Raw genomic sequence first — 13944 nt, forward strand, 5'->3', positions numbered from 1 at the left:
ACATGGAACACTGTAATGAACCGTTACTATATCTCCTCCTCTCTTTTTTTAAAATTTAATATCTCCCTATTTGTTTTATCCTTTTAAAATATTTCATTTATCTCTTTATTCCACGAAATGCGTTATTGGTTTTACGGTGTTTTTCGGCATATTTATAGAAACTAACTGTTTATGAAGCGTTTTTTATGTTTAGCAACTTTTTTTGTAGAAATCCTTCACTTTCCTTTCAATATTTAACACTATCTAAATAAAGTTTACGATAAATTCATAATTTTTTATTTTTTATACTATATTCCGTTATATTGTTGTATAATATCAATGAAAGCGCTTATTATTTCAATATACATAATTCGAACTCTTTTTTATGGAAACATTCTAACTATTATATTTATATTTACATGCAACAATTTTAGTTATTTGTATAGATATACCAAATATATCCACCCCATTTTTCTGTAGAATTACTTTATAACATGAAAGATTAACTTGGGTGATAAGTTATTGTGAATGTTTTTTTACAAAACAGATAAGTAATAGTGTTTGGTATTATGTAAATTATTGTAATAACATAAGAGTAAAGAAAACATTTACATTGATTATTGGTTCATCAATTATTGAAAAGAGCAAAATGCACCTTTTGTATGGAAAAAGGATTATATGCATTGGGAGGTTTAAACAAATGACGAGGAAGAATACAACGACAAACCCTTGGGCCAAGTTCCATGGTCCGAACCTTGGTTATGTTATTGAGCAGTATGATCTTTACGTAACTGGAGCAGGTTCTGTTGATCCGGAATTACAAGAGCTTTTTGAAATTTTTGGAGCTCCTTCGTTTCAAGATGATGTCGTAACAGGGGACAACACAGCAACACATTTTTCTCCTCAAAACACAGGGAACATTGAAAAAATTCTTAAAGTCGTTCAGCTTGTTGAACAAATTCGTTCATTCGGGCATACGTTGGCTCACATCAATCCGATGGAAGATGCTGCTAATGGACAATCTCTTCTTGAGAAAGCAATGAACGAACTGAGCGACGCTGACTTGAAAGCGATTCCAGCAAAAACAGTATGGCAAGATGCGCCAGAAGGTATTCACACTGCACTTGATGTAATTCATAGATTAAAAGACGTTTATACAAAATCTTTAGCTTATGAATTTTCTCATATACAAGATAGTGAAGAACGCGCGTGGTTACATCAAATGGTGGAATCAAATTCATTGCGTCAACCACTATCAAATAAAAAACGAACTGCTCTTTTAAAACGTTTAACAGCTGTTGAAGGTTTCGAGCAATTCTTGCATAAAACATTCGTTGGGCAAAAGCGTTTCTCTATCGAGGGCGTTGATATGCTTGTACCTGTTCTAGATGAAATTGTTCTCGAAGGTGCAAAGGGCGGCGTAGAAGATGTCATGATTGGTATGGCTCACCGCGGTCGTCTAAGCGTACTTGCACACGTATTAGAAAAACCATATAGTCACATGTTTGCTGAGTTCAAACATGCAAAAATAGAAGGCGCAGTGGCAAATTCTGGATGGACTGGCGACGTGAAATACCATTTAGGTAGAGAACAAGTCGTTAGTAACGAAGAAGTTCGCACTCGCGTTACATTAGCAAATAACCCAAGTCACCTTGAGTTCGTTAACCCTGTTGTAGAAGGTTTTGCACGTGCGGCTCAAGAGAATCGTAAAAAATCTGGTCTTCCAGAACAAGATACTTCAAAATCATTCGTAATTTTAGTTCATGGTGATGCTGCATTCCCTGGTCAAGGTATTGTATCTGAAACGTTGAACTTAAGCAGATTGAACGCGTACCAAACAGGCGGAACAATTCATGTTATCGCAAACAATGCAGTTGGCTTTACGACTGATAGCTATGATTCTCGTTCTACGAAATATTCAAGTGACCTTGCAAAAGGTTTCGATATTCCGATTGTTCACGTGAACGCTGATGATCCAGAAGCTTGTCTTGCTGCTGCTAACCTTGCGATTCAATATCGTACATTGTTCAAAAAAGACTTCTTAATCGATTTAATTGGTTACCGCCGCTACGGTCATAACGAAATGGATGACCCAGCAGTTACGCAACCACAAGTGTACAAAAAGATTAAAAATCATCCAACTGTAAGAGCGATTTATGCAGATCAATTACAAGCTGCTGGTGTTCTAAATGCAGATGAGGTTGAAACAATGACTCAGTTTATACAAGAGCAATTAAAATCTGACTATGCACAAGTACCGCCAGCTGATACGAGCGCTGCAACAATTGACGTTAAAGTGCCAGATGTTGTTGCAAAAGGCATTCAGCCAATTGATACTGGTGTTGAAATTGACTCACTTCGTGCAATTAATGAAGGTCTACTATCTTGGCCAGAAGGCTTTAACGTATATCCGAAAGTAAAGAAAATTCTTGAACGCCGTAAAGACGCTCTTGAAGAGAACGGTAAAATTGAATGGGCACTTGCTGAGTCATTAGCATTCGCTTCTATTTTACAAGAAGGTACGCCAATTCGTTTAACTGGTCAAGATTCACAGCGTGGTACATTCGCGCACCGTCATATCGTATTACACGATACTGATACAAATGAAACATATTCACCATTACATCGCTTACCAAACATTAATGCATCCTTCTCTGTTCATAACAGTCCGTTATCAGAAGCTGCTGTTGTTGGTTACGAGTATGGTTATAACGTATTCGCTCCAGAAACTCTTGTTATGTGGGAAGCGCAATATGGTGACTTCTCAAATACTGCGCAAGCATTATTTGATCAATATGTTTCAGCAGGAAGAGCAAAATGGGGTCAAAAATCTGGTTTAGTTCTTCTATTACCGCACGGTTATGAAGGTCAAGGACCAGAGCATTCTAGTGCACGTCCAGAGCGATTCTTACAGTTAGCTGCTGAGAATAACTGGACAGTGGCAAACTTAACGAGCGCGGCACAATACTTCCATATTTTACGTCGTCAAGCATCTATCTTAGGAACAGAAGCTGTTCGACCATTAGTATTGATGACGCCAAAGAGTTTATTACGTCACCCACTTACGCTTTCAACTGCTAGTCAGTTAAGCGAAGGACGTTTCCAACCTGCTCTAGAACAAGAAAACCTTGGCATGAAACCAACTAAAGTAAAACGTCTTGTTTTAAGCACAGGTAAAATGGCGATTGACTTAGCAGCAGAAATTGAGTCTGGTAAACATGAGTATAACTTAGATGAAGTTCATGTCGTTCGTATTGAACAGCTGTACCCATTCCCTGCTGAGAAAGTTCAATCTATTATTAAACGCTTTAAAAACTTAGAAGAAATTATTTGGGTTCAAGAAGAACCTCGTAATATGGGCGCATGGCATTACATGGCTCCAATTCTGTTCGAACTTGCTGGAGATAAAGTGAAAACAGGTTACATTGGACGCCCAGATCGCTCTAGCCCATCTGGCGGCGATCCATTCGCTCACAAAGCTGAGCAAGAACTAATTGTTGCACACGCTTTAGATGTGAAGTATAACTTCCGTCAAGATAAACAAGAAATTGAAGTTTTCAGCAACTGAAAGTAACAATGAAGGTTTCTAGCTTGTTCCCCGGGCAGATCTTCTGCCCAGGGGCAGGCTAACAAATGGAGATTACCGAAGACAAAAGAAGAAAAAACACACCGTTAGGCAAATAAGGGGAGGACATTTAAAATGATCGAAATTAAAGTACCTGAGCTTGCAGAATCTATTACTGAAGGAACTATCTCACAATGGCTTATCAACGTAGGCGACAAAGTTGAGAAAGGTGGCAGCGTTGTTGAGCTTGAAACTGATAAAGTCAATGTAGAAATCATTGCAGAAGATTCAGGTATTGTATCGAAGTTACTAGGCGAACCTGGGGATACAGTTGAAGTTGGCGCAACTATCGCAATTTTAGATGCAAACGGAGCACCAGTTGCAGTAGGTACACCTGCACCGGCTGCTGAACAGCCAAAACAAGAAACAACTGAGGCACCGAAAGCTGCGGCTCCAAATGCTGAGCAAGCTGCAACTTTACAAGGTTTACCAAATACGAACCGTCCTATCGCATCACCAGCAGCTAGAAAAATGGCTCGTGAATTAGGAATCGACTTAAACGACGTACGTAGCACAGATCCACTTGGACGTGTGAGACCACACGATGTACAAGCTCATGCTGCAGCTCCAAAAGAAGCACCAGCTGCTCCAAAAAGTCCAGCTCCTGCTCCAGTTGCAAAAACGGAATTCGAAAAACCAGTTGAGCGCGTGAAAATGTCCCGCCGCCGTCAAACAATTGCAAAACGTCTTGTAGAAGTTCAACAAACATCTGCAATGTTAACAACATTTAACGAAGTTGATATGACTGCAATCATGGAATTACGTAAAGAGCGTAAAGACGCTTTCGAGAAAAAACATGATGTACGTCTTGGTTTCATGTCATTCTTCACAAAAGCAGTTGTTGCAGCATTAAAACAATTCCCATTATTAAATGCTGAAATTCAAGGCGATGAGCTTATCATTAAAAAATTCTATGATATCGGTATTGCAGTAGCAGCTCCAGATGGATTAGTTGTTCCAGTTGTACGCGATGCTAACCAATTAAACTTCGCTGAAATCGAAAGCGAAATTCGTAATTTAGGTATGAAAGCACGCGATAACAAACTTTCATTAAAAGAGTTACAAGGTGGTACATTCACAATTACAAACGGTGGTGTATTCGGTTCTCTAATGTCAACACCAATTCTAAACAGCCCACAAGTAGGTATTTTAGGAATGCACAAAATCCAAGTACGTCCAGTTGCAATTGATGCAGAACGTATGGAAAACCGTCCAATGATGTACATCGCTTTATCTTACGATCACCGTATTGTTGATGGTAAAGAAGCAGTTAGCTTCCTTGTTGCTGTTAAAGATATGCTTGAAGATCCAAAATCATTATTATTAGAAGGTTGATAGATTAATAATCTATTACAGGCTGTAGAATGAATTATTCTACAGCCTTTTTTTATTGCGTTCATATGGGACAAATTTCATAACATAAGCTAATAATGTATGCCTAAAACGTAAGGAGGATTAAAATGAATAACCTTCCAATTGATGCAAAACTTAAAGCAAATAAGGATACTTTTTTCCTCCCCGACTCAAACGGGGGTGTCTATTTTCGAAATAATGCCAGTTCATTTCGTATGGACGGTGATGGAATTTACAACTGGATTGAAAAATTAATGCCAATGTTTAACGGGAATTATTCTTTAGCAGAAATAACCGATGGTCTCCCTCTCCCCTATCAAAATCGTGTATTTGAAATTGGAGAGATTTTATATGAAAATGGTTTCGTTCGGGATGTAAGTCAAGATGCACCTCATGAATTAAATAGCGCATTACTTGATAGATACGCTTCACAAATTGAATTTTTAGAAGCTGATTCTCATTCAGGCGCTCTAAAATTCGAAACGTATCGCGCGGCAAACGTCCTTATAATTGGTTCTGGAGATATGCTTACTTCCTTAGTTTCTTCTTTATTAGAATCAGGATTACCTACCTTTCATTACCTTGTTACAGATTATGAGGAAACAAATTACGATCGCATTCATGAGCTAGTAGAACTTGCACATGAAGTTGATGATCATGTCCTTGTTCAGGAAATAGATACGACAATTGATCGTCCCCTGCATGAAGTGTTCGAGCCTTTCGACTGGATTTTGTATGTTTCTCAAAATGGAGATATTGAAGGCCTAAGAGCAGTTCACACGATTTGTAGAGAAGTAGGAAAGAACTTCATACCTGCCGTCTGTTTATCAGCACTTGGTATAGCCGGCCCTATCGTAACAGCTAATCGTGAAGAATGCTGGGAATCCGCATGGCACCGGCTACATGAAACGACTTTACAAAATGAACATTCATCAGCATCATTTTCACCACTCCCATCTGCAATGTTAGCAAATATAATCGTATTTGAATTACTTAAGCATGTCGCTGATGATTCTTACCGAGAAAAAGAACCACAATTCTTTTTATTAAATTACGAAACACTCGAAGGAGCATGGCATCCTTTTATAAAACATCCTCTCGCAACTGATGAAAGTTTTACAATTGATACGATAGAAAATCTTTCTGAACAACTTGAACAGCGGTCCAACCAACATACCTCAACTGATTTATTCCGCTTTTTCGACTCATTAACTTCTAAAGAAGCTGGTTTATTCCATGTATGGGATGAACAAGATTCATATCAATTACCGTTATCACAATGCCATATTCAAGTAGCTACCCCACTATCAGATGGTCCTGCTTCCCTCCTGCCTCTTATGACTTGTGGTGGTTTGACTCATAATGAAGCGCGCCGAGAAGCTGGTTTAGCAGGAATTGAAACATATGTAGCAGAAATTATGCACCGACTTATTCCGGAACATAACGATATCGGTATCGGTGCTGGAGAAACGATGACAGAAGGTGTATACCGGGCACTGCAACAACATTTAAATAACAAATTGTATGAGCGGCAGTCACATATGCTAGAAGAAATTACGACGATTGATTTAACTGCAATTCATGATAAACATTGTAGATTTTATTACGATGCTCTCTCTACAATTCATGAAACACCTAAAATAGCAGTAAGCGAAGAGATTCTCAGCTTTCCTGTCGTTTGGGTCGGTATAAATGATCGCTGGTACGGTGCATCTAATATTAATATGACGTTAGCCTTACGAAACGCACTACAACTATCACTTCTTCATATTCAAAATGAAGAGACTCCTTACAGAGCTAATATCTTGCCTGAATCCTCTATTATTTTATATGACACGGATTCTTTTAGAGTGGAAATACAAGCGGAAGAAGAAGTTCCAGGTGTGCAATCTGTGCAGCTTGCCTTGCAACATTTAGAAGAACATAATTTTTATCCATTCGTGTTTGATTTAGCCATTGAATCATTTTTGAAAGAAAACTTAGATGGTGTGTACGGTGTATTAATTGCAAAGGAGGACAGTCTATGACTCAAAATATATTGCTTATAGGAGATGGCTTACTTGCAAACTATGTACATGATCAACTATGCAAACAATATTCTATCATTCGCCAACATAACCTTACAGAAGAACTCCCTGAAAATATTCATCTCGCTCTCGTATTACATGATGGCTCTCCTTCTACTATTCATCATGATGCCGAGCTAATGTTTCGGTCGAATCATATTCCATGGCTACGTGCATTCACTTCATTTGGTGAAGGTATTATCGGTCCTTACATTCATCCTCTTGCAACTGGCTGTTCCAATTGCTCTGATGGACGCCGCTTTATCGCCGGCTTTGATCAACAAGAAATGTGGGAACTACAGCGGAAATATACGTTAAAGGAAGATAATGTCACAAGGCGTGATGTACGTGCCACCCAAAATGGTATGTTACAAATGTGCCATCTTATTCGTGCAGAAACAGAGAAAATATTAACTCATAACCATTCTTCTTTAGAAAATGAACTCATTTTACTAAACTTACAAACACTGCAATGTACGCGGCATTCTTTTCTTCCCGATCCGCTCTGCCCTGTATGTAGCAATTTGCCTGATGATACGGCAGATGCGGCAGTGATTTCGTTACAACCGAGCTTAAAAACAAGCGAAGCAGCATATCGCTGTCGTTCCATTCATGAACTAAACACATTTTTAACGAGAGATTATTTAGATTATCGCGTCGGTATGTTGAACGGAAAAATGCAGCATTCTTTATTACCATTTGCTGACGTTATTATAAACATGCCATTAATGTTTGGAAACGAAGGTGTTGCAGGCCGAACTCATTCATTTGCAATGAGTGAAGCGACTGCTATTTTAGAAGGTTTAGAACGATATTGTGGTATGTCACCTCGAGGAAAAAAGACAAATGTACACGGCAGTTTTCGTGAGTTAGAGGATCATGCACTTAATCCCCTCTTGCTCGGTGTACATACAAATGAACATTATAATCGTAATAGTTTTCCGTTTAAACCGTTTGATCCTGACTATGAACAAAACTGGGTATGGGGCTACTCTTTATTACAAAACCGGCCACTTTTAGTTCCTGAATCAATTGCTTATTATAGTCTCGGTCATCGAGATGCTTTCGTGTATGAAACATCAAATGGATGTGCAATTGGTGGTAGTTTAGAAGAAGCAATTTTTCACGGCATTTTAGAAATTGTAGAGCGTGACGCCTTTTTGCTCACTTGGTATGCCGAATTACCTCTCCCCCGCCTTGATCTTAGTTCAGCAAATGATACGGAATTACAATTAATGATTCAGCGGCTGTACACGATTACTGGGTATGAATTACATGCTTTTAACGCAACGATGGAACACGGTATCCCAAGCTTATGGGTAATTGCGAAAAATACGCGTGAAAATGGAATGAACGTTGTTTGTGCGGGAGGCTCTCATTTAGACCCTGTCCGCGCTTTAAAGAGTGCCATCCATGAAATAGCAGGCATGTTACTAATAGCAGACGATGAACTCGAACAAAAAAGAGAGCATTACGAAAACTGCTTACACGATCCTTATCTCGTTAATAAAATGGAAGACCATAGTATGCTGTACGGATTGAAAGAAGCAGAAGAACGTCTTCACTTTCTTTTACGTGACGATGCCCCGGTGCAGTCGTTCCAAGAAATGAATGCATTACAATCAGTTGATCTAGATTTAACATCCGATCTTCATCAACTTTTAAACCGTCTGCAGCAATCTGGACTTGATGTAATCGTTGTAGATCAAACAGTACCTCTTATAGAAAAAAACGGATTACATTGTGTAAAAGTCATTATTCCAGGCATGTTACCGATGACGTTCGGCCACCATCTTACTCGGGTTACAGGACTAGATAGAGTATATACTGTGCCGATGACACTTGGATATACAAACGAACCTTTAACGCACGAACAATTAAATCCACATCCGCATCCGTTTCCATAGTAAAGGAGGGGATTCTATGCAGCTAGATACTTTTTTACATCATCTCCATTTTTCAATTGATGAAATTATGCCAAATCATGAAGTGGACTGGGAAGATGCACCGCTTCCTTATAAATTATATCGAAATGTACCTGTCATCCCTCTCCCTTTAGAAATACCATTATCTTTACCTAACTCTTCTACTACACCAACTTTGAAGGAAATTGGTCATTACCTTTGGTACTCATTCGGTTTAACTCAGTTATGCCAGCTAAATAGCGAAAAAATTTTATTCCGAAGATCTATCCCTTCAGGCGGGGCTTTATATCCAAATGAATTGTATATATATTTAAAGATTGACGATTATCCAGACGGCATTTACCATTACGACACCGCGCATCACCGGCTTGTTTTACTTCGTGAAGGAAATTTCGATTCTTATCTTTCGGAAGCACTTGGCAATCGTTGTAACATACAGTCTTGTTTTGGTGCTACATTCGTATCTACTATGTTTTGGAAAAACTTCTTTAAATACAATAACTTTTCATACCGGCTTCAAGGATTAGATAGTGGTGTTCTCATCGGACAATTACTTGCATGTGCCAAACAATTCGGTTACACAAATGGTGTATATTTTCAGTTTCTAGACCGTGCAATCAATCATTTACTCGGACTATCAGAAAGCGAAGAAAGTGTGTATGCTGTTGTTCCTTTAAGTACAGAACCGCAAACTAATTGGTTTCACAATGATTACCGTGAAAATAAAACAGTTACTTCTCATGAGTTGTTACAGCAAATTCCGCCGTTAGCACACGAATATTTCGTTCGATCAAAGCAAGTATATAAACATCCTATGATAACAAAAATAAATGAAGCTTCTATGATCGAATCGACAGCACACTTCCACACACTACATCATGAAGAGCACTATCAACATCATGCGCACGCTGTACAGTTGCCGCAAGTAGAACGGTTATCGTATGATTTCTTACAACTTTGTAAAGAACGGTATTCCCCTGATGCTGACTTCACTTTAACGAAATGGGATGCAACAGGGCTCGCTACTTTACTACAAGAAGCGAGCCTCGCCTTCCCTTATTACAACGACCTTGATGGTCAGTATGTAAATGAAAATACGCGCGTCTCCTTATATGGATGTTTTTATAACGTAAAAGATATAGAAAACGGCGCTTATTCTTATAACAGCAAAAATCATTCCATACAACCACTTCGATACGGAGACCTTCGTTATCCCCTTCAATCTAGTATGACGATGGATAACGTGAATCTTTTTCAAGTACCGCTTTGCCTACATGTAGTCGGAAAGAAAGATTACTATACAAATGCATTAGGCTATAGAGGATACCGTATTCACCAAATGGAAGCTGGTATACTCGTTCATAAACTCGTTTTTGCTGCGACCGCGATGGGGATGGGCGGGCATCCATTACTAAGTTTTGATACAAATTCATGTGATCAGTTATACGGGATAGATACTGGAAATGAAACGTCTCTTATTCAAATTCCTGTTGGGGCGTATCGAGCGCGGAATTGGTTAAAAGGGGATTTGCGTAATTAGAAGCACGCCGGTGGACGGCGTGCTTTTTTTAAAGGACTTAATTTATAAAAAGCGAAATGAGTATATATTCTTACATAAAAGGAGAGTTTAACTTGAGCATTTTACAACGATTAATCCAGCAAGCAAAAAACCCTCGCGGGACAATTGGTTCTTCCATGCTTTGTATTATGAACAGTGCACATACGGGGCTAACAAATTGGGCATTACAGAAATTACATATAAAGAAAGATGCAATCATATTAGATATCGGTTGTGGCGGAGGTAAAACGATACACACTCTTTCAAAACGAACTCCACTTGGGAAAATATATGGGATTGATTACTCCAATCAAGCTGTAAAAAATTCTCTACAGACGAATATAAAGGATGTTCAAAAACAAAAAGTCATTGTTCAACAAGCAAGCGTTTCTTCTATTCCCTATCATACGAACTTCTTCGATCTCATTACCGCTTTTCAAACACACTACTTTTGGCCTGATGTGGAACAAGATATAAAAGAAGTATTTCGCGTCCTACAACCGAACGGATCCTTTTTATTAGTGGCTGAAACTTTCAAAATTCAATATCATATGGAGAAATGTAAAACGAATGAAGAATTAATAAACCTATTTTATAAAACAGGATTTAAAAGTGTGAAATGTTACGAAGAAAGAGGATGCCTTTGTGTAATAGGAAACAAATAAAAAAGCAGACCCTTTGAGGTCTGCTTTTTTACTAGATTAACTTAAAAATACTCTTAATTTGTCTCGCGAATAACCAATTTTTCGTACCGTAGTTATCATTTAAACTATCTAAATTGATAGATTGTCCATTAGCAAACTTTAATTCTAACGTTGTATTTTTGTCATTTGTTTTTAAGTTGCTATGTGTAATTTCTTCATACTTTAATTTTTCGATTTCAACATATTCATCTTTCTCTTGCCCAATCACGACATGATCTTGGAAGAAGAACAATACTTCTACTTTCTTACCGAAACAAAATACATTTTTCGTATAAATTAATGTCGCATTATCAAGTCCGACGCATACTTCTTTCATCTCTTCTACAACGTTTCCAAAGTCTTCTTCTTGTCTTGCATTTGATTCAGCAATCCATTCTTCGATTGTTTTCATATTAATTGCCATACTGTACCCCCTGGTTCGTCCATTGCTTTATTTAAAAATAAATACTATATGAAAATATAAGCGATAAGCACTATGTTTTCAAGGGTGAACGGTATATTCGAAATAAAGTGAAACTTTAATTAGTGGAGGTTTTCTTCATCCCCCACTGATTATCAGCCCTCACTAATCGGGCTCTTACTGCCCGCAAATAGCGGGATAAAGTTACATTTCAAAGTAATCTACTAGGGGCACCGATTTTATTATATTTTAAACGTTTGAACGAGACATTCTTCATCATCGATTAACTGTGTTTTTTCATCAAATTCGATGTTTAGCTCCCTATATACTTTCTTCCACAAAGAAGCAGCTGGTACATTTTTCACAAGTTCGATAACGAAATATTGTCCTCGTTTCTCTTTTAGTATACTCTCAATAACTTGTTTACCGATTCCTTTCCCCTTGTACTGATTCAATATAAAAATGTCATTTATGCTAAAGTCATTTTCTTTTTTCAAGTATGGACGTTCCAGTAGTAATAAAAATCCTACAATATCATTGTCACTTTTAATAAAATACGGAGTGATTCCATCATTTTCCCAAAACATGTTTAAATCTTTGTATTCAAAAAATCCATTTGCCCCAATCTTTATATTAGGAGTGAATGTAGAGAGGTCATGAAGATATAGTGCGTACAAATTACGTAATATTTCTTTTTCTGATTCTTGAACTGTTTGAAGTGTTACAAACATTTTTAATAATCCCCTTCCCTATATGTAACTGTTTCCCCCTCTTTATTATTCGCTAAAAAAGTTTACCTACCTTTGCAAAAAAAATAGCACTTAAAAAGTGCTATTCTGCTCTCCTTGCCGCTTGCTGAATTGGATCCCAAACGCTGTTATATGGTGGTGCGTAACTTAAGTCGACATCTTCTAAATCGTGAATGCTCATTTTATTGAAAAGTGCCATTGCGATCACATCAATTCGTTTATCTACACCTTCTTCTCCAATTACTTGTCCACCTAATAATTGTTTCGTGTCAGAACGATATAATAATTTCAAGTAAAGTGGTTTCGCATTTGGATAATAGCCCGCCATATTTGTGGAGTCTACTTTGACTGTTTTATACGGAATATGTAGCCCTTTTGCTTCTTTTTCATTTAAACCTGTTCTTGCGAGCGTCAAATCCATAAATTTAATAATACCTGTACCTAACGTACCTTTAAATGCTCTTCGTTTATCAAGCATATTCAGTCCAGCGAGTCGGCCTTGTTTATTAGCAGTCGTTCCGAGCGGGATATGATCATGAATTTCCTTTATAACGTGGTAATGTGTTGCGCAATCACCAGCTGCATATACGTCCTGCACATTCGTTTGCATATATGCATTTACTTCGATTGCCCCTTTATAATTTGTACGTATATTTGTTCCTTCAAGAAAATCAGTATTTGGCTTCACTCCAACCGATACTAAAACAAGATCTGCTTTATACGTCCCTTTATCCGTTTCAATTTGTTCCACTCTTTCATTTCCTTTAAATGCTTTCACATTTTCATTCGTTAAAATTTCAATATTGTGTTTATCTGCTTCTTTATGTATATATTCAGCCATATCTGCATCATAAATCGTACCGATATGATCATTTCGCTCAATCATTCTTACTTTCTTACCAAGTTCGACGAATGTTTCTGCCATCTCCAGTCCAATCGCACCGCCGCCAATAATCGTTACATCTTCAACTTTACTCGTTTCTAGCGTTTTTAATATGCGCTCAGCATCCGGAATTGTTTTTAAAAGATGAACGCCTTGCAAATCTCGACCTTCCCATTCTGGCATAACAGGACGCACTCCAGTCGCAATTAATAATCGATCGTACGGAAATTCAAAAACATCTTTCGTCTTCGTATGCTCTGCGTACACCGTTTTCTTTTCCGTATCTACTTTCGTTACTTCATGACGCACTTTCGCATCAATTCCGTATTTATCACGAAACGTCTTTACATTACGCGCGATTAATTTTTCCGTTGAAGTGATAGCACCACTAATGACATACGGTAATCCACACTGCGCGTACGAATAAATTTCACCTTTTTCTAACGTTACAACATTTGCATTTTCATCGTTTCTAACAATTTGCATAGCTGCACTCATACCAGCTGCATCTCCGCCAATAATGACATAGTTCACTTTACCACTCCTTCTTTTTTACATACTCTTTACGTTTTCCATATTTTTTAGAAATAACACCTACTTCCATTGTAAAGAAAGAGAATTTCAACTTCAAATTTGGTGCACAAACCTATACTTTAATAGGTAACCGTCGTGTCTTATAAACAACATGTTTAATATGCTATA

At 37.8% G+C, this 13944-nt stretch carries 9 protein-coding genes; 6 read left to right on the forward strand and 3 right to left on the reverse strand.

The genetic code is table 11. The features are described from left to right. Positions 1–679: 679 nt before the first annotated feature. From odhA to DN389_RS09540, 6 genes are all read left to right on the forward strand, one after another. Entirely contained in the window at positions 680–3547 is a 2868-nt protein-coding gene (odhA, locus tag DN389_RS09515; RefSeq protein ID WP_098057940.1) for a 2-oxoglutarate dehydrogenase E1 component, read from the forward strand. Positions 3548–3679: 132 nt separating this feature from the next. Beyond that, complete coding sequence (odhB, locus tag DN389_RS09520; RefSeq protein ID WP_000569890.1) at positions 3680–4939, forward strand: 2-oxoglutarate dehydrogenase complex dihydrolipoyllysine-residue succinyltransferase; 1260 nt, start codon at positions 3680–3682, stop codon at positions 4937–4939. A gap of 125 nt (positions 4940–5064) precedes the next feature. After that, positions 5065–6984 (forward strand): putative thiazole-containing bacteriocin maturation protein, encoded by a 1920-nt coding sequence (locus tag DN389_RS09525; RefSeq protein ID WP_048545080.1) that lies wholly within the window; start codon positions 5065–5067, stop codon positions 6982–6984. Further along, positions 6981–8930, forward strand: coding sequence for a TOMM precursor leader peptide-binding protein (locus DN389_RS09530; protein ID WP_098057939.1), 1950 nt, complete (start codon positions 6981–6983; stop codon positions 8928–8930). The genes DN389_RS09525 and DN389_RS09530 overlap by 4 nt, the downstream gene beginning before the upstream one ends. Positions 8931–8946: 16 nt before the next feature. Then, on the forward strand, positions 8947–10488 hold the full coding sequence (locus DN389_RS09535) for a SagB family peptide dehydrogenase (protein ID WP_064056812.1): 1542 nt from the start codon (positions 8947–8949) through the stop codon (positions 10486–10488). A gap of 92 nt (positions 10489–10580) precedes the next feature. Continuing rightward, a complete protein-coding gene (locus DN389_RS09540) occupies positions 10581–11171 on the forward strand; it encodes a class I SAM-dependent methyltransferase (RefSeq protein WP_064056813.1) in 591 nt (196 codons plus the stop codon). A 31-nt stretch (positions 11172–11202) separates the two neighbouring features. Here the strand turns inward: DN389_RS09540 and DN389_RS09545 are convergent, their stop codons facing one another. The 3 genes from DN389_RS09545 to DN389_RS09555 all read right to left on the reverse strand — a co-directional run bounded on the left by DN389_RS09545 (position 11203) and on the right by DN389_RS09555 (position 13776). Continuing rightward, positions 11203–11613, reverse strand: a complete 411-nt coding sequence (locus DN389_RS09545; RefSeq protein ID WP_000996803.1) for a DUF3908 family protein — start codon at positions 11611–11613, stop codon at positions 11203–11205. A 239-nt stretch (positions 11614–11852) separates the two neighbouring features. After that, on the reverse strand, positions 11853–12341 hold the full coding sequence (locus DN389_RS09550) for a GNAT family N-acetyltransferase (RefSeq protein ID WP_149237041.1): 489 nt from the start codon (positions 12339–12341) through the stop codon (positions 11853–11855). A gap of 100 nt (positions 12342–12441) precedes the next feature. Continuing rightward, entirely contained in the window at positions 12442–13776 is a 1335-nt protein-coding gene (locus tag DN389_RS09555) for a CoA-disulfide reductase (protein ID WP_048567044.1), read from the reverse strand. Positions 13777–13944: the final 168 nt, after the last annotated feature.

It is taken from the genome of Bacillus sp. AY3-1 (assembly GCF_008368785.1).
Lineage (GTDB): Bacteria > Bacillota > Bacilli > Bacillales > Bacillaceae_G > Bacillus_A > Bacillus_A wiedmannii.